We start from the raw sequence: 16,547 nt of genomic DNA on the forward strand, positions 1-16,547 counted from the left end.
CTGCCGATAGTATACGGCACCCCTTCCAGCCCCTATTCACATTTTGGCAGCCCCGCCCCACGGGGCGTTCCGGTGACAGTATATGCAGGATGTGGAATCACAGGCATCTCCTGCGCAGGCAATAGCGGCACCCGCCGGCTGCTGACGGGTGCCGCACTCGTAACGCCCTATCCGCGCGCCGCCGTCGGCGCCATCTCCTCGCGGAGCTGCTCCATGAGGAGCAGCAGCATGCGCAGCATCGACCGGGCGTCCAGGCCGTGCACCTTCACCCCGAAGCTCGTGGCCTTCAGGCTGCGCGGCGCCTCGATGCGGCCACGGAACTCCCCCCTGCGGTTGAGGAACACCAGCCTGTCGAAGGGAAACTGCCGCGCCGCCGACGGCAGGAACTTCACCGTCACCCGGTCCCGCATCTGCGCGATCGACGTGATGCCGAGCCGGTTGCAGTGCACCCTCAGCCGCGCGATGTCCAGCAGGTTCTTCACCGGGTCGGGCAGCGACCCGAACCGGTCGACCAACTCGTCGGCCACGTCCTCCACGTCGCCCAGCGAACGGATGGCGATAATCCGCTTGTAGGCGTCGATCTTCTGCCGGGCGTCGGGCACGTATTGGTCCGAGATGAAGGCGTCCACCTGCAGTTCGATGTTCGCCTGCACCTCCGGCTCGGGGGCCGGCTCGCCCTTCAGCTCCCGCACCGCCTCCTCCAGGAGCTGGGTGTAGAGGTCGAACCCCACGCTGATGATGAACCCGTGCTGCTCCGGCCCCAGGATGTTGCCGGCGCCGCGGATCTCCAGGTCGCGCATGGCGATCTTGAACCCGGAGCCCAGCTCCGTGAAGTCCTTGATGGCCCGCAGCCGCTTCTCCGAGGCCTCGGTGAGGACCTTGTCACGCTTGTACAGGAAGTAGGCGTACGCCAGCCGGTTGGAGCGGCCCACGCGCCCGCGGAGCTGGTACAGCTGGCTCAGCCCCATATGGTCGGCATCATCGACAATAATGGTGTTCACCTGCGGAATATCGATCCCGTTCTCGATGATGGTGGTGGCCACCAGCACGTCGTACTCGCCGTCCATGAAGTCCAGCAGGATCTGCTCCAGCCGGTCCTCCGGCATCTGCCCGTGTGCGACCGCAATCCGCGCCTCAGGCACCAGTTGGTGCAGGCGGGCAGCCACCTTGTCCAGGGTCTGGATGCGGTTGTGCACGAAGAAGACCTGCCCGCCACGGGAAAGCTCCCGCCCGATCGCATCCTGGATCAGCGCCTCGTCATACTCCGCGACGAACGTCTCCACCGGATACCGGTCCTCCGGCGGCGTGGTGATCACCGACATGTCCCGCATCCCCACCATCGCCATGTGCAGGGTGCGGGGAATCGGCGTCGCCGAAAGCGTCAGCACGTCGACGTTGGCCCGGAGCTGCTTGATCTTCTCCTTGTGCGCCACGCCGAAGCGCTGCTCCTCGTCCACGATGAGCAGCCCCAGGTCCTTGAACTTCACGTCGTCCGAGAGCAGCCGGTGCGTTCCGATGACCACGTCGATGCGCCCATCGGCCAGCCCTTTGATGATCTCGGCCTGCTCCCTCGGGCTCTTGAAGCGGTTGAGCACCGCCACGTTGATGGGGAAGCCCTCCATCCGGCTCTTGCAGGTGGCGTAGTGCTGCTGCGCCAGGATCGTGGTGGGAACCAGGAAGGCCACCTGCTTGCCGGCGGTCGCCGCCTTGAACGCCGCCCGCAGCGCCACCTCGGTCTTGCCGTAGCCCACGTCGCCCAGGAGCAGCCGGTCCATGGGCCGCGGCTTCTCCATGTCCGCCTTGATCTCCGCGATGGCGGTGAGCTGGTCCGGGGTCTCCTCGTAGGGGAAGGCGTCCTCAAACTCCCGCTGCCACACGGTGTCGGGCGGGAAGGCCGTGCCCGGCAGCGTCTCCCTGAGGGCCGCCAGCCTGAGCAGCTCCGCGGCCATCTCCCGGATCGACTCCTTGACCCGGCTCTTCACCTTGGCCCACTCGCCGCCGCCCAGCCGGTTGATCCGCGGCTCGTGCCCCTCCGCGCCGATGTACTTCTGGATCTGGTCCACCTGCTCGGTGGGGATCTTCAGACGGTCCGAGCCCTCGTACTGGATGACCAGGTAGTCCCGGGTCGAGCCCAGAATCGTCTCGGAGCGGACGCCAAGGTACCGGCCGATCCCGTGGGTGGCGTGCACCACGTAGTCGCCCACCTGCAGGTCCTGGTAGCTGGCGATGCGCGCGGCCTGCCGCCCGGAGGCCCCCGCCGTCCCGTGGACGCCCGCCCGGCGGCGCCGGCGCCGCTGGCGCCCCTGAATCTCCCGGTCGGTGACGACCACCAGCCGCTGCCCGGGCCACTGGAAGCCACCCTCCACGCTCCCCACGCCGACCCAGACGGCGCCGGGGAGCGGCACGGCGACCTGGCTGCCGGGCCCGCCCGCGCCGCTCTCCACGTCGGCCTCCTGCAGCAGCTCCCGGATGCGCCGCTGCCGCTCCTCCGTGCCCACCAGGATCACAATGCGGAAGCCCTGCTTCTTCCAGCGCTTCAGCTCCTCCTCGAAGAGCGGCCACTGCCCGTGGAACTCCTGCACCGCCGTGGCCGAGAGCCCCACCTCGTTGGCGGGCCGGATGCCGGGGAGACCCCGCCCCAGGGCGCTGAAGTAGATCGCGCTGCCCTGGCGGCACCGCTGGAAGAGCTCCTGGTAGCCCAGGTAGAGCCCCAGCTGGCCCGGCAGCAGATGGCCGCGCTCCATCATCGACGCCTGCCGATCCGCCTCGCGGCCGGCCACCTCCATGCTGGCGTCCCGAATCCGCGCCGGCTCATCGATGAGGATCAGCGGCCGCTCGGGAAAGTAGTCGATGAGCGTCTCCAGCTTGTCGTAGAAGAAGTTGGCGTATTGCTCCAGCCCGGGGAAGTAGATCTCCTCCTGAAGCTTGGCCAGGTGGCCCTCCACGCGGTCCTCCAGCTTCTGCGCGGCGTCCACCGCATCCAAGGGCAGCTTGGGCGCAGCCTTGCGCTTCCGCCTGCCGCCGGCCTTCTGGCCCTGATCGGCCTCCGCCTCCGCCTCGGCCGCCCGGGAGGCCGCCTCCCGCTCCTGAATGCGCCGAAGCCGGGCCACGGTCTCGGTCAGGTCCTTCCTGATCCGCTCGATGGCCCGCTCGATCCCGCCCTCCGGCAGGATGAACTCCCGGGCCGGCCCCACCGAGACCGAGTCCACCCGCTCCACCGTGCGCTGGGTCGCCGGGTCGAAGCGCCGGATCTCGTCGATCTCGTCGCCCCAGAAGGCCACCCGCAGGGGGTACTCGCCCGCCAGAGGGAAGAGGTCGACGATCTCGCCCCGCACCGCGACGTGCCCCTTGGACTCCACCATGTCCACCCGCTCGTACCCCTGCCGCACCAGGCGGGCCACCAGCGCATCCCGCCCGATCATCGACCCGGGCTCCAGCGTGAGCAGCGACTGCTGAAAGACCGCATGCGGCGTAAGGCTCCGGTAGAGCGCCGCAGCAGGCGCCACCACGATCAGGCTCTCGCCCCGCGCCAGCCGCTCCAGCACCGCCAGCCGCTGGCTCACCACCTCGGGTGAGTGCGCCATCACCTCGAAGGGCAGGTACTCCATCGGGGGGAAGAGCACCACGTCCTGATCCGGCAGCCAGGTTTCCAGGTCCTCGCGGAACCGCTCCGCCTGCTGAATCGTGGCGGTGATCACAAGGGCGGGCCGGCCCGTGCGCTCCCGGAGCGCGGCGAGGAACGCGCTCTTCATGGAGCCGGCCACTCCGTACACCATCTGCTCAGCAAAGCCCCGCCTGAGCCCTTCGTACAGCGAACTGAACTCCGGCGAGGCCTGAAGAACCTGAAGCAGCGTCTCACTGGACATAGGGAAACCTCCCGTAAAATGGCCGCCCGCCGCCGACGGAGCCGCCGGCGGCCTTCCCCAGACGCGGGGCACGGCGAGTAAGGGCTCTAACCCCGCATGCGGGGCTACAGCCCGGGTCGCTGCGCGGAAGTCTGACCTTCGGCACAGCAGCCTATGCGCCTAGCGGATTCGGGCATCGCTCTGCATCTGCGCCGCCACAGCGGCGGGCTGCAGCCAGGCCCGCGCCGCCAGCCAGCCGGCCACGGCCGCCGTGGCAAAGCGAATGGCCAGGAGCAGGAGACCGTTGGCCCCCACCGCGGCGAACAGCACCGTCTCCTCAAAGATGGCGTGGCAGATGCCCAGGAAGATGCACATGACGGTCAGTTCATCCCGGCTGAGCCGCCCCTCCCGCGCCGTCTGAATCAGGATGCCGGCGCCGTAGGTGAGGCCGATGCCGAGCCCGGCGGCGATGGGCAGTCCCGCTTCCCCGGGGAGCCGCAGCGGGCGGAGCACAGGCGCCATGTAGCGCGATGCCCGCGTCAGCCAGCCCCCGTCCTTCAGGAACTGGATGCCGATGAACAGCAGAACCAGCCACCAGAGCCGGGCAACTTCCAACACTCCGGAGAGCAGCCCTTCCCACAGCCACGTCAGCCACATCATGCCGCACCACCCCCAGGCAGCAGCCAGTTGAGCAGCAATGCCACAACCGCCATGGTGACGGTGCGGGTGAGCAGCACCCACCCGGCCCGGGCCCCGGCCTTGGCCACCAGGGCGGTCTCCGAAATGGCCGAGTGGTTGATCATCATCATCGCAGCCAGTATCGTCGTCTCCCGGGCGGGCAGCCCGAGGGCCACCGCAACGCCCAGACCGGCGTAAATGGTGGAAAGGTTGGCCGAAACCAGGGCCAGGGCCGCCTCACCCGACAGCCCGAAGATCCCCATCACCGGCTCCAGCCAGTCGGAAATGCGGCCCAGCCAGCCGCTTTTCTCCAGCACGTGGATGAGCATGACGGCCGGCACGATCACCTTGGCCAGTTCCCACAGCACCAGGAGGCCTGCCCGCGTTCCCCGCTTGACCGACGCAGCCACATCCAACGCGAATCCCTCTCTCGCTATGCATTATAACGGTTCATCGCCGCCAGAATGCCGTCGGTGAGGAAGCACTCCACCGCCTCGACCGCCCGCGGCAGCACGGCGGCCACCGCCGCGGCATCCTCGGCGCCGAACGGCGCCAGCACCCAGTCGGTGACCTCCCAGCCCGGCGCCGGGCGTCCGATCCCGATCTTCAGGCGGGGAAACTCCGTCGTGCCCAGCTCCGCGATGACGGACTTCACGCCGTTGTGCCCGCCCGCGCTGCCCTTGGCCCGCAGGCGAAGCCGCCCCACCTCCAGGTCCAGGTCGTCAAAGAGGACCAGGATGTCGGCAGGATTAACGCGATAGAAGCGGGCGGCCTGGGCCACCGACCGTCCGCTGAGGTTCATATAGGTGAGCGGTTTCAGCAGAAGTACCTTTTCGGCCTCCGGTCCCCAGCGCAGCTCGCCGTACAGCCCCTGAAAGCCGCGCTGCTCCACAGCCACCCCGTGCTTGCGGGCGAACGCGTCCAGCAGCATCCAGCCGATGTTGTGCCGGGTGGCGGCATACCGGGCGCCCGGGTTGCCGAGGCCGACGATGAGCTTTGCCATGCTCCCTGTCTCCTTACACGGGGGTCGATACGGTTTACTTTACCACAGTCCCCGTCCGCGGAAAACCGCGGACCATAAGGGAACGGCACCCCGGAGTGAACCGGGATGCCGTGGCGGGCCAATCGCTACAGCCGGGGCTCTTCTTCGAAGATCTTGGATACGGAGAGGTCTTCGTGAATGCGGATGATGGCCTTCCCCAGGAGCGGCGCCACGGAGACCACCCGAATCTTGTCCCCAAGCTTTTCAGTGTCCACCGGGATCGTGTCGGTGACCACGATCTCCTTGAAGGGGCTGGCCGCCAGCCGTTCGTAGGCCGGGCCGCTGAACACGGGGTGCGTGCAGGCGGCATAGACCTCGGTGGCCCCGCGCTCCAGCAGCGCCTGCGCACCGCTGACGATGGTGCCGGCCGTGTCGATCAGGTCGTCCACCATGATGGCCGCCTTGCCCTCGACGTTACCGATGATGTTCATCACTTCGGAGACGTTGGGCTCCGGCCGCCGCTTGTCGATGATCGCCAGCCCGACGCCCAGCCGCTCGGCCAGGTCCCGGGCCCGGGGCACCCCGCCGGTGTCGGGCGAGACCACCACGGCGTTCTTCAGGCCCTTGTTCCGGAAGTAGTTCGCAATAAGCGGGCCGGCGTGCAGGTGGTCCACCGGCGTGTCGAAGAAGCCCTGGATCTGCGCGGCGTGCAGGTCGATGGTGAGAAGGCGGCGGAAGCCCGCCATGGTGATCAGGTTCGCCATCAGCTTGGCCGTGATGGGCTCACGCCCCCTGGCCTTGCGGTCCTGCCTGGCGTAGGGGAAGTGGGGCACCACCGCGGTGATCCGGCGGGCGCTGGCCCGCCGGAGGGCATCGCCGATGACGAGCAGCTCCATCACGTTCTCGTTCACGGGATGGACCCCGGATTGGATGACGAAGCAGTCCGTTCCCCGCACCGACTCGTTGATGTCTACCCGGATCTCGCCGTTGGAGAAGCGGCCGACGTTCATGTTGCCGAGGCTGATCCCCATGTGTTCCGCAATCGCCCTGGCCAGTGGGAGGTTTGCGTTTCCGGAGAAAATCTTGAGCTTACGGTCACGGTACGATACCACGGCTAAACGCCCTCCCTCTTCTTCTTGCGCTGCCGCCAGGCCTCCTTCAGGCTGGCGGCGCGGCCTTCCTTGATGACCGCCTGCGCCCGTTCCACCACCAGCGCATCGGCCGGGATCTCGGTTCTCGGGCCCACCGTGGAGCCCGCAGCGATCAGCGCGCCATCTCCAACAGTGATCGGGGCGATGAGGTTGACGTTCGTGCCGATGAAGGCGCCGCTGCCGATCTCAGTCCTGAACTTCTCAACGCCGTTGTAGTTTGCGGTGATCGTGCCGGCGCCGATGTTGGCTCCGGCGCCGATGGCGGCATCTCCCAGATAGGCGTGGTGGTGGCACTTCACGCCACGGCCCACCTTCGCCTTCTTCAACTCGGCGTAGTTGCCGATCTCCGCTTCGCCCTCGAGCTCGCAGCCGGGGCGCAGGTGAGCCATGGGGCCGATGCGGCAGCCGGGGCCCACGTAGGACTCCTCGACGACCGACTGCTCCACCGTCGAGCCCGCCTCCACCGTCGAGGAGACGATGGTGGTCATCGGCCCGATCTTGCAGTTGGGGCCGATCACGGTCTTGCCGTGGATGAAGGTGAAGGGCCAGATCACCGTGTCGCGCCCGATCTCCACGTCCTCGTCGATGTAGGTCGCGTCGGGGTTGATGATGGTGACCCCGTTGCGCATGTGACGCTCGTTGATCAGCCTGCGCAGCCTTGCCTCGGCCCGGGCCAGCTCCACCCGGTCGTTGGGCGCCAGCGCCTCCTCCTCGGAAGCGGCCAGCAGGGCCTGCACCTTCTCCCCCTCCCGCAGCAGGATCTCCCACGCCTGGGGGAGGTAATACTCGCGCTGCGCGTTGTTCCGGTCGAGCCGGCGCAGGAGGGCCGTGAAGCCCTTCCGGCGGAACAGCGCGACGCCAGGCCAGATCTCCCGGATGCGCCGCTGCTCCGGCGTCGCGTCCTTGAATTCGACACTGCCCAGAAAAGCGCCCGTTTCCGGGTCGCGCAGAATCCGGCCCAGAGATCCGGGGTCAGCGACCTCGGCCGTCAGCAGCGTGACGGCCGCGTCGACCTCAGCGTGCGCCCGGATCAGCTTCTGAATCAGCTCTGGGCCGATGAACGGGTTGTCGCCGTACATCACCAGCACGTGGCCGCCCTCGGTCTCGTCGATCAGGTCGGCCGCCTGCAGAACGGCATGGCCCGTTCCCAGTTGCTCAGACTGCACGGCGTACCGCACGCGATCTCCCAGGTAGGCACGGATCCGCTCCTGCTGGTATCCGACGACGACCACGATGTCGTCCAGCCCGGCCCGCCGCATGTTGTCCACAATGTGGCCAATCATGGGCTTGCCTGCGATCGGGTGCATCACCTTGATAAGATCCGATTTCATCCGGGTTCCGTGGCCTGCAGCGAGCAAGATGGCGGTGATGTCCGACATGGGATCCCTCCCCCCGGTTCAATCCGCAGCCATTATACCACAGGCGACAGACGAAACAAGGAAAAATGGCCCGGCACATCCCCCTGTGCCGGGCCCGATCAGGCCCCTGGCCTAACCCTCACGCAGCGCCTCGCCCCCCACGGCGACCAGTTCCCGGTCCCCGGCGTCTTCCTGCGACGCCATGGCGCCCTCGTCGCACGACTCCCACGGCAGTTCAGGCTCTTCACTGCCGCTCTGCAGCGCGGGCGGCTGCCAGGCAGGCAACTGCGGGCTCCTCGGCTGTCCGGGGATCGGCTGTCCGACCGGCGGGTGCCCACCCAGCGGCTGCACGCCGTTCGGCTGCCCGACCGGCGCCGGGTCCGCGGCGATCTCCACCTCTCCGTCCAGGCCCTCCGGCGCCGCCACCTCGCTCTTCGCCATGGCGTCGTAAGCGCCGAGCACCGCGCTCTGAATCGCCTGCCGCATCTCCGCGGTGCAGGGGTAGACGATGTCGCGCCACGCCCCGTCCTTGTTCTTCCGGCTGGGCATGGAGACGAAGAGCCCCTTCGACCCCTCCACCACTTTCAAGTCCGTCACCGTCAGCACCCCGTCAAAGACGACCGTCACCAGGGCCTTGACCTTGCCTTCCCCCACGAGCTGGTTGATCCGGACGTTCGTGATCCTCATGCTTCAGTACCTCCCTACCGAGTCTGTGTGGAAGTAGTTCTCTGTTTTCCCAGGTTATTCCTCCCAGGCGGAGCGGAAAATACCGTGCAAATGTTCGCAGACTCGGCTGCCCGTTCCCGTTCAGGCGAACATACGCGAAGGAGGGAGGCCGAAGCCTCCCTCCTTCATCATCTCCCCTGTCCGGCACGACGCCCGGCTACTCCCCACTCTTCACGGGCTGCCGCCGATGCCGGAACTCGACGGCAGCAACCCCCGCTGCGGCGGACCCCAGCGCCAGCAACGTGAGGGCCAGCCCAATCAGCGGGATGTGGAGCCAGAGCGGCAGGCTGCCGCTCAGCAGCGCCACGACGACCGGGACCATGGCCACCGCGACCACGAGTCCGGCGGCCGCCACGTTCCGGAACCACCAGGCCGGCCGATGCGCCATCACTCACACCTCCTACCACTCGCTCGGACGATACGGCGGGATGATCCAAACGCGGTAACCTCTCGCCTTCAAGACGGCGAGAATCTCATCTACATGGCGGGCGTTGCGCGTCTCCAGGGACAGGTTGATCTCCACCTCGCCGATGGAAACCTTGCTGAGCCAGCGCTCGTGGTGCACATCAATCACGTTGGCGCCGGCCTGCGCCACGGTGGCGAGCAGCTGCTGCAGCCCGCCGGGCCGGTCAGGCACGAAGGTGGAGAGCCGGATGTACCGTCCCGCCTTCACGAGTCCGCGCTCGATGATGCGGGAGATGATGTTGACATCGATGTTCCCGCCCGACAGCACGACACAGACGGGCCCCTCCACGTCGGCGATCTTGTCGCCGAGGAGCGCGGCCATGCCCACCGCGCCGGCGCCCTCCACGATCACCTTTGCGCGCTCCAGGAGGTACAGGATCGACTGGGCGATCTCCTCCTCCTCGACCAGCACGATGTCGTCGACGTGCTCCCGAATGATCTGCCAGCACAGCTCGCCGGGCTGCTTGATGGCGATGCCGTCGGCGATGGTGTGCACCGAGTCGGTCGCCACCAGCTTCCCCTGCTGCTGGCTGAGGAAGACCGCCGGGGCGCCGGACGCCTGAACACCCACGACCCGCACGTCCGGCCGGCGGGACTTGACCGCCAGAGCGACGCCCGCCATCAGGCCGCCGCCGCCGATGGGCGCCACCACCGTCTTGACCTCGGGCAGGTCCTCCAGGATCTCCAGGGCCACCGTGCCCTGCCCGGCGATCGTGTACGGGTCATCGAAACCGTGCATGAACGTGTAGCCGTGCTCAGCCTGCAGCTCCAGCGCCTTCTGGTAGGCGTCGTCGTAGGTGTCGCCGTGCAGGACCACCTGCGCGCCGTAGTTCTGCGTTGCCTCCAGCTTTGAGATCGGGGCGCCCTCCGGCATGCAGATGACCGAGCGGATGCCCAGACTGCTGGCCGCCAGGGCCACGCCCTGGGCGTGATTGCCCGCTGACGCCGCGATGACGCCTCGGGCCTTCTCATCGTCCGTCAGCGAGTGGATCTTGTTCAGGGCCCCGCGCACCTTAAACGAACCGGCGCGCTGCAGGTTCTCGGCTTTCAGGTAGACCGGAAGCCCCAGTTGTGCGCTGATGCCGGGGCTCTGAAGAATGGGGGTCCGCTTGATGTGTCCTTCCAGCAGGGTGCGTGCCCGTTCAATGTCTGCGATGGTTACGGTCAAGCAAGGGTCACTCCTTCGACAGTCGATCGGCTGGAACCACACGAACCGTGCGCGCCACCTCGTCCACCTGCTCCAGCGTGAGCAGCGACACGTAGCGCTCCACCTGCTTGCGCCCCGGCTCTGCCGTGGCGACAAAGACGCCCACGCCCACCACTGTGGCGCCCATCTCGCCGGCCACGTCGACCATGGCACGGGCCGTCGCGCCCGCCTTCATGAAGTCGTCGACCACCAGCACCCGAGAGCCGCGCTGCAGGGCGCGCAGGCCGACGGTCATCGTGTGAATGCGGCGGGTGGAGCCGGAAATGTAGTGGAGCGTGACCGAGGGCCCCTCCGTCACCCGGCCCTCACGCCGGGCCACCACCATGGGCAGGCCTAAGGCGCGGGCCACCATGAGGGCCAGCGGAATCCCCTTGGTCTCCACGGTGAGCACCGCGTCGGGCGCCGCATCGATGAACCGCGCGGCCATGATGCCGCCGATCCGGGCGCTCCAGATCGGGTGGTTGATCAGATCGGTCATGTAGACGAAGCCGCCGGGCAGAATACGCGACGGATCGCTGAGGAGGCGGCAGAGCTCCAAAAGGGTCTCCTGCTCCTCCTCCCGGGAGGGCAGCGGCCAGTACTGCACCCCGCCGGCTGCGCCCGGATGGGTGCGCAGCAGGCCGGACCCGTCGGCCTCCAGGGCCTCCTTCACCAGGGCGAGATCCTCCGAAATGGTGGATTTGGCGGCACCGAACCGCTCGGTGAAGAAGCTCAGCGGCAGGAGCTCCCCCGGCCGCTCGGAGAGGAGTTTCATGATGGTCACCAGACGCTGGCTCCGAGTCATCCGATCGATGGATGCCACCCCCTGTCTGCCTGAGCAGGCCCGCTACTTCAGCACCGACTGCATGAGGGCGAGGTCGCTCGGTTTGTCCACGTCGATGCCCACTTCAGGCCAGGGGCAGACCACCACGGCCCCTTTGATGTCCAGCATGCGCGAGACCTTCTCCTCCAACTCCTTGAGGCTCAGGTTGCGCAGCAGCACGTAACGCAGGGTAAAGCCCCAGCCCAGCAGGCTGACCATCTTCAGCGGGCTCTTGCGGTAGTCCAGGAAGGCGCGGATCTTCGGCGCCACCCGCTGCACGATGGCGGGATTGACCAGAAACAGGTTCCCGCCGGTGAACGTGCCCTCCCGCAAGGTGACGTATGTACGCCGGACGTCGGGGAAGCGCGCCTCGGAAACCCCCCGCTCCACGATGGGATAGTACAGGTCGGCAGGCCGCTTCTCGCACAGGGCGATCAGGTCGTCCACAATCTGGCCGGTGAGCAGGGGAACGTCGCTGCCGACCACCAGGAACCGCTCGTCCGGCGGCAGCACCTTCACGGCCTCCAGCACGTTGTCCACGATGTGGCCGCGGCTGGGCACGAACTCCAGGTTCCGGCCGGACACGTGCGGCTCCACCTCGCCGGGCGGTGCGACGATCACGATGCGCCCGATCGACCTGGCCTCCTGCAAGGCGTCGATGACGTACTGGATCATGGGCTTGCCGTTGATCTCGACGAGCGCCTCGTTGGGCGCCGGGCTGACTTCCCGCAGCGGACCGCCGTTGGCGGCCCCGGCCAGGACGATGACGTGTACGGCCATGCCCTATCTCTCCCCAGTGCCAAGAAATATATACCGGAAACAAGCAGTCTGCTTCTCGGCGCGGCGGCCGAACTCCTGCCGGATCGCCGCAGAACCACTAGCCGACGGTGCGCACCAGCCACGCGCCCCTCGCCAGGGGACGGACCTGCCGGAGGAGCGCCTCGCCCGCCTCCCGGTGCGGCACCAGGCCCAGCACGGTCGGACCGGCCCCCGACATCACGGCCCCCAATGCGCCACCGGCCAGCATCGCTTCCTTCAGGCGGGCGATCTCCGGATGGCGGGGCAGCATCACCTGCTCGAACACGTTGCACAGCAATCTGCCGACCAGGGCTGCGTCGCCCCGGGCCAGGGCCTCTTCCATCGCCCCGGTGTCGGGGCGGGACGCCACCTCCGGAAGCTGGTCAAACCACTCGTATACCCGGCCGGTGGACTTGGCCACATCCGGCGTGGCCAGCACCATCCAGAGCGGTTCTGCCACCGCAATCGGGGTGATCCGCTCCCCGACGCCCTCCACCCGGGCAGACCGGGACCAGATGAAGAACGGGACATCAGATCCGAGGCGGATGGCCAACTCCGCCAGCTCCCGGTCCGAGAGCCCTGTCCCCCAGAGCCGGTTCAGGCCCACCAGCACGCCTGCGGCGTCGGTGGAGCCGCCCGCCAGCCCGGCGGCCACCGGAATCGCTTTCTGCAGCCGGATGACGGCGCCGCGCCGGCACCCCGTCGCCTCCCGGAGCAGCGCCGCGGCCCGGTAGGCCAGGTTCTCCTCCAGCCGGCCGGTTACGGGAGGCCGGCTCTCCAGGGAGATCCCCTCGTCCGCAGCCTCCAGGAACAGGCGGTCATGCAGCGAAATCGGCACCATGACCGAGCGGATATAGTGATACCCGTCCTCAGGCCGCCTCTCCAGCACATCCAGTGTAAGGTTCACCTTTGCGTGGCATTCGATCTGCATCCAGATTACCCTCCACACACCGAAAAAGCCAGGGATTCTCCCTGGCTCTGGTTCCGGTTCTATGCCGCTTAGCGGGACTGCGCCTCGAACTTGGTCTCCTTGCCGCTGGAGGAGCAGACGACCAGTTCCACGGTCTCCGTCAGCAAGTCCGCGTAGCTGTAGCTAACCCGGCGCACCGTATCAGCTTCGCACAGCCTGACGGTGAAGATGTTGGGGTATGTACCTTCAAGTACCCCTTCCCGCTCGATGATCTTCTTGCGGCCCTTATTGGCCTTCAGGCGGATCTTCTCCCCAACGTACGCCTCGAGATCCCGCTTGATGTCGACAAGAACGCTCCTGGAAGCCAATTGCCACCACACCTTCCCCGCTCAGTGGTCAATCCGCTGGCGCAATCATTCACGAGACTAGTATAGCAGCTCTGGCCCCTAGAGTCAAGGAAAATATCATTTTACTCGCCCGCGCACCCCGTGTCAAGTACTTCTGGTGAATGAACGCGCCGATTGTGCGCAAGAGGGGGGCGGCTTCACTTGGTGTAACGGTCTGCCACCTTGGAGGCGCCGTAGGAGTTGGGCTTGATCTCGGCGTGGAACCCGCTGCCCACGATCATGCCCACGACATCGCGGATCAACTCGCGGGTCTCGCCCTGCTCGCCGATATCCAGGTGGATCTCGACGTTCAGACCCGTCGCGCCGCAGGTGGACAGGCTCTGAGCAAGCCGCTCCGCGGCCGCAAGCGACAGCGCAGCCTCGTAGAAGATGCGCTGGCGGAGGCTGCGCATCTTGCGCTGCCGGCGCTTGCGGTAGTAGAACCGCGCGCCCTTGCCCTTCCGGTGAACGATGATCGCCGTCACGAAGCACAGGTCCGTGCGGGTGTGGGAATCCGTGCCGACGATCAGCCGGTACGAGCCGTGGGGCTCGTCGGCCATGAACGCCAGCAGATCCTCGATCAACTGGTCAAACGTGAGCGGTCCCCTGGTCGGGCTGTAGAATCTACCATCCTCCACAGGCGCTCCCCCCATCAGGTGCAAACAGCTTTCTCGCCACAGCCGCGAACTCCTCCAGTGACAGGCTCTCGCCCCGGCGGGACGGGTCAATGCCCGCCGCTTCCAGGGCGGCCTGCACCGTCGCCTTATCCATCCCCAGGGTTGTCAGCGCGTTCACCAGGCTCTTGCGCCGCTGTCCGAAGGCAGCCCGGACCACCTTGAAGAAATCTGTTGCCTCTGCGTCCACAGGCGGTTCGGGCCTGAGCCGCATGCTCACGACGGCGGAGTCCACATCGGGCTGCGGCATGAACGAGGCCCGGTTGACACGCAGCACAACCCGCGGCTCCGTGTAATATTGTACCGCGACGCTGAGGGCGCCATAGGTCTTCGAGCCAGGAGGCGAGACCATGCGGTCGGCCACCTCTTTCTGCACCATCACCACCACCTGCGTGAGCGGCAGCTCTTCCTCAAGAAGCCGCATGACCAGCGGCGTGGTGATGTAGTACGGCAGGTTCGCGACCACCTTGGCCTTCTGCCCCGGCGCCATTCTCTCCTCGAGCAGTTTATGTAAATCGACCCGGCCGGCGTCACCGTGTATGACCTCGACATTGGAGCTGGCCTTCTGCACCGTCTCCCGGAGCACCTGCACCAGCCCGCGGTCCAGCTCGATGCAGACCACGCGCCCCGCCCGTTCGGCCAGACGCTGCGTCAAGGTACCCAACCCAGGCCCGATCTCCAGCACCAAGTCATCCGGCTCCAGCGCGGCCGCAGCCACGATGGCGTCAAGCACCCTGCCGTCAACCAGGAAGTTCTGCCCCAGCCGGTGCTGCGGACGAAGGCCGTACTGGGCCATCAGCCGCTTCAGGACGCCCGGGTTCGCCAGGTCCATTAAATCGTCTCCTTACTGAAAGTGCGAGAAGCCAGAGGCCGTATCGGGCGGCCCCTGGCTCGTGTTCAGTCTCCCAAGACATAGACCGTGACCGGCCGCACACCCCAGGCCAGGGCCTCCTCCACCGTGTCGAAGCAGAGATCAATGCGGCTTCCCTTGATCGCTCCGCCGGTGTCCGCAGCCAGGGCCGGGCCGTACCCCTCCACATACAGGCGTGTGTACAGCGGAATCACGGTCGGGTCGACAGCCACGATGCCGCGCGCCGCCGGAATTCCCGTGTAGGTTAACCCATTGCCGTCGGGATTACTCTCCGGTCCCGGAGTGTAGCCTGTTGCGACCATCTCCATGACTTCAGTATAGCGGAACTGCTCACCGCCGCGGGAGACCACGCCGCCCGTGCCGTAGGCGATGATCCGTGGAGTCGGCTCCTCGATGATCGTCTCATTCACGACCTCGCTGGAGACTTCCTCGCCATCCTCGTACCGCACGACCCGCTCGATCCGCTTCCGCCCGGGCGCGCCGGCCTGAATGACCTCCTCGGTTCCCGCCAGCAGGCTGCCGTCGGGCCGCTCCACCGTCTCATAGGGAACCTCCGCTTCGGCCACCACCAGTTCCTCCGCCCGCCGGACGATGCGGACCTCCATGCCGGCAGTGATCGGCGCGGACTCCGGCACAGACAGCGAATCCAGCTCGCCCAGGCCGACCGACTGCTCAGCCAGAAGCTCCGCGACGGTGCGCGCAGCGGAATGCACCGTGCGCCGCTCGCCGCCGTCGATCAAGGTGACCGGAACGGCGCGGCGAATCGTCACGTCCACCTGGTCCGCGCCCGACAGCGGGGTGTCCAGCGGCGGCTCCACGACATCGTGCGGGCCGACGGTGATTCCGGCCTCAGCCAGGGCCTCGTCAAGGCTCGGAGAGAAGGTGACGAAGGTGACCGGCTGCTCCAGCCCCCGAACCGTCACCGTTTGCGGAGCGGGCCGTGCCAGCATGCCCAGCGCCGCTGCCAACAGCACGAGCGCCGCGGCGGCGGCCAGTACGCGGCCCCGTGCAGATCTCATGCGCATGCCCGCTCCCCCCTGTTCTGCCGTTCTGCCATAATAGTTCGCCCCTGCGGACCCCTATGCCTGCCAGGGACCGCTGGCAACTTCTGTACGGGACGCACGGCAAAGCCCGGTGATGATGAATCACCGGGCTTTGCGCTGGCGTGCCTACCAGGATTCGAACCTGGGGCCTCTTGCTCCGGAGGCAAGCGCTCTATCCACTGAGCTATAGGCACATTTGACCGGAAGTGAGGAGCGCCTTCGGCGGCACCTGCGGTGCCGGCCTGCAGGCGCCTGGAGAAACTCCGTGCGCTTTCGGAAGCGCCTTGCGGCGCTTCCTCCAAGCGCTTTGGTGACCCCAACGGGATTCGAACCCGTGCCGCCGCCGTGAAAGGGCGGTGTCCTAGGCCTCTAGACGATGGGGCCGGTTGTTGGTGGGCGGTACTGGGATCGAACCAGTGACCCCTTGCGTGTGAAGCAAGTGCTCTCCCGCTGAGCTAACCGCCCGGGTGAATGCGGTCGGCCTTCCCCCGGCGACTTGCCATCGCCGGGGGAGGCTTTCCGTCAAACTAGTTTGGGCAGCGACCTATTCTCCCCCTTGCGGAGTACCTTCGGCCCTGGAGGGCTTAACTTCCGTGTTCGGTATGGGAACGGGTGATCCCCTCCGGTATCGCCACCCAAAAACGCTGAGGT

The 16,547-nt window shown here is 67.1% G+C and carries 16 protein-coding genes, 3 tRNA genes and 1 rRNA gene; all 20 read right to left on the reverse strand.

Features of this window, described 5'->3' with window-relative positions:
• Positions 1-167: 167 nt before the first annotated feature.
• The 20 genes from mfd to rrf all read right to left on the reverse strand — a co-directional run bounded on the left by mfd (position 168) and on the right by rrf (position 16,535).
• The gene (mfd, locus tag ACZ45O_RS13435; protein WP_464853676.1) at positions 168-3,866 is read right to left on the reverse strand and encodes a transcription-repair coupling factor; all 3,699 of its coding nucleotides are present in this window, start codon (positions 3,864-3,866) and stop codon (positions 168-170) included.
• 159 nt (positions 3,867-4,025) lie between these two features.
• Positions 4,026-4,505, reverse strand: a complete 480-nt coding sequence (locus ACZ45O_RS13440) for a nucleoside recognition domain-containing protein (RefSeq protein ID WP_464853678.1) — start codon at positions 4,503-4,505, stop codon at positions 4,026-4,028.
• Positions 4,502-4,933, reverse strand: a complete 432-nt coding sequence (locus ACZ45O_RS13445; protein ID WP_464857761.1) for a nucleoside recognition domain-containing protein — start codon at positions 4,931-4,933, stop codon at positions 4,502-4,504. The genes ACZ45O_RS13440 and ACZ45O_RS13445 overlap by 4 nt, the downstream gene beginning before the upstream one ends.
• 23 nt (positions 4,934-4,956) lie before the next feature.
• Complete coding sequence (gene pth, locus ACZ45O_RS13450; RefSeq protein WP_464853680.1) at positions 4,957-5,526, reverse strand: aminoacyl-tRNA hydrolase; 570 nt, start codon at positions 5,524-5,526, stop codon at positions 4,957-4,959.
• A gap of 125 nt (positions 5,527-5,651) precedes the next feature.
• Positions 5,652-6,617, reverse strand: coding sequence for a ribose-phosphate diphosphokinase (locus ACZ45O_RS13455; protein WP_464853682.1), 966 nt, complete (start codon positions 6,615-6,617; stop codon positions 5,652-5,654).
• 2 nt (positions 6,618-6,619) lie between these two features.
• Positions 6,620-8,035, reverse strand: coding sequence for a bifunctional UDP-N-acetylglucosamine diphosphorylase/glucosamine-1-phosphate N-acetyltransferase GlmU (gene glmU / locus ACZ45O_RS13460; protein ID WP_464853683.1), 1,416 nt, complete (start codon positions 8,033-8,035; stop codon positions 6,620-6,622).
• A 111-nt stretch (positions 8,036-8,146) separates the two neighbouring features.
• Complete coding sequence (locus ACZ45O_RS13465) at positions 8,147-8,701, reverse strand: SpoVG family protein (RefSeq protein ID WP_464853685.1); 555 nt, start codon at positions 8,699-8,701, stop codon at positions 8,147-8,149.
• A 196-nt stretch (positions 8,702-8,897) separates the two neighbouring features.
• Positions 8,898-9,128 (reverse strand): hypothetical protein, encoded by a 231-nt coding sequence (locus ACZ45O_RS13470; protein ID WP_464853687.1) that lies wholly within the window; start codon positions 9,126-9,128, stop codon positions 8,898-8,900.
• Between the two features lie 12 nt (positions 9,129-9,140).
• A complete protein-coding gene (gene ilvA, locus ACZ45O_RS13475) occupies positions 9,141-10,373 on the reverse strand; it encodes a threonine ammonia-lyase (RefSeq protein ID WP_464853689.1) in 1,233 nt (410 codons plus the stop codon).
• Positions 10,374-10,380: 7 nt separating this feature from the next.
• Entirely contained in the window at positions 10,381-11,196 is an 816-nt protein-coding gene (gene purR, locus ACZ45O_RS13480) for a pur operon repressor (protein ID WP_464853690.1), read from the reverse strand.
• Positions 11,197-11,238: 42 nt separating this feature from the next.
• Positions 11,239-11,994 (reverse strand): NTP transferase domain-containing protein, encoded by a 756-nt coding sequence (locus tag ACZ45O_RS13485; protein WP_464853691.1) that lies wholly within the window; start codon positions 11,992-11,994, stop codon positions 11,239-11,241.
• Between the two features lie 97 nt (positions 11,995-12,091).
• Positions 12,092-12,943: a 4-(cytidine 5'-diphospho)-2-C-methyl-D-erythritol kinase gene (gene ispE, locus ACZ45O_RS13490; protein ID WP_464853693.1), complete on the reverse strand. Its 852-nt coding sequence runs from the start codon at positions 12,941-12,943 to the stop codon at positions 12,092-12,094.
• 68 nt (positions 12,944-13,011) lie between these two features.
• A complete protein-coding gene (locus tag ACZ45O_RS13495; RefSeq protein ID WP_464853694.1) occupies positions 13,012-13,290 on the reverse strand; it encodes a Veg family protein in 279 nt (92 codons plus the stop codon).
• A 176-nt stretch (positions 13,291-13,466) separates the two neighbouring features.
• Positions 13,467-13,946 carry a ribonuclease H-like YkuK family protein gene (locus ACZ45O_RS13500; protein WP_464853695.1) on the reverse strand — a complete coding sequence of 160 codons (480 nt, stop codon included), beginning with the start codon at positions 13,944-13,946 and terminating at the stop codon, positions 13,467-13,469.
• Complete coding sequence (gene rsmA / locus ACZ45O_RS13505; protein WP_464853696.1) at positions 13,933-14,814, reverse strand: 16S rRNA (adenine(1518)-N(6)/adenine(1519)-N(6))-dimethyltransferase RsmA; 882 nt, start codon at positions 14,812-14,814, stop codon at positions 13,933-13,935. Before rsmA ends, ACZ45O_RS13500 begins: the two co-directional genes overlap by 14 nt.
• Before the next feature lie 65 nt (positions 14,815-14,879).
• The gene (locus tag ACZ45O_RS13510) at positions 14,880-15,878 is read right to left on the reverse strand and encodes a ubiquitin-like domain-containing protein (protein ID WP_464853697.1); all 999 of its coding nucleotides are present in this window, start codon (positions 15,876-15,878) and stop codon (positions 14,880-14,882) included.
• A gap of 136 nt (positions 15,879-16,014) precedes the next feature.
• Positions 16,015-16,090, reverse strand: a tRNA-Arg gene (locus ACZ45O_RS13515).
• Positions 16,091-16,204: 114 nt separating this feature from the next.
• Positions 16,205-16,280, reverse strand: a tRNA-Glu gene (locus tag ACZ45O_RS13520).
• 6 nt (positions 16,281-16,286) lie between these two features.
• A tRNA-Val gene (locus ACZ45O_RS13525) sits at positions 16,287-16,361 on the reverse strand.
• Between the two features lie 66 nt (positions 16,362-16,427).
• Positions 16,428-16,535 (reverse strand): 5S ribosomal RNA (rrf, locus tag ACZ45O_RS13530).
• Between the last annotated feature and the right edge of the window lie 12 nt (positions 16,536-16,547).

Source organism: Symbiobacterium turbinis, from assembly GCF_055383075.1.

What these genes read in the sequence shown, in the direction of transcription:
- mfd (WP_464853676.1), bottom strand. Translation starts at nt 3,866, where the DNA reads ATGTCCAGTGAGACGCTGCTTCAGGTTCTTCAGGCCTCGCCGGAGTTC.
- ACZ45O_RS13440 (WP_464853678.1), bottom strand. Translation starts at nt 4,505, where the DNA reads ATGATGTGGCTGACGTGGCTGTGGGAAGGGCTGCTCTCCGGAGTGTTG.
- pth (WP_464853680.1), bottom strand. Translation starts at nt 5,526, where the DNA reads ATGGCAAAGCTCATCGTCGGCCTCGGCAACCCGGGCGCCCGGTATGCC.
- glmU (WP_464853683.1), bottom strand. Translation starts at nt 8,035, where the DNA reads ATGTCGGACATCACCGCCATCTTGCTCGCTGCAGGCCACGGAACCCGG.
- ACZ45O_RS13465 (WP_464853685.1), bottom strand. Translation starts at nt 8,701, where the DNA reads ATGAGGATCACGAACGTCCGGATCAACCAGCTCGTGGGGGAAGGCAAG.
- ACZ45O_RS13470 (WP_464853687.1), bottom strand. Translation starts at nt 9,128, where the DNA reads ATGGCGCATCGGCCGGCCTGGTGGTTCCGGAACGTGGCGGCCGCCGGA.
- purR (WP_464853690.1), bottom strand. Translation starts at nt 11,196, where the DNA reads ATGACTCGGAGCCAGCGTCTGGTGACCATCATGAAACTCCTCTCCGAG.
- ACZ45O_RS13485 (WP_464853691.1), bottom strand. Translation starts at nt 11,994, where the DNA reads ATGGCCGTACACGTCATCGTCCTGGCCGGGGCCGCCAACGGCGGTCCG.
- ispE (WP_464853693.1), bottom strand. Translation starts at nt 12,943, where the DNA reads ATGCAGATCGAATGCCACGCAAAGGTGAACCTTACACTGGATGTGCTG.
- rsmA (WP_464853696.1), bottom strand. Translation starts at nt 14,814, where the DNA reads ATGGACCTGGCGAACCCGGGCGTCCTGAAGCGGCTGATGGCCCAGTAC.
- ACZ45O_RS13510 (WP_464853697.1), bottom strand. Translation starts at nt 15,878, where the DNA reads ATGCGCATGAGATCTGCACGGGGCCGCGTACTGGCCGCCGCCGCGGCG.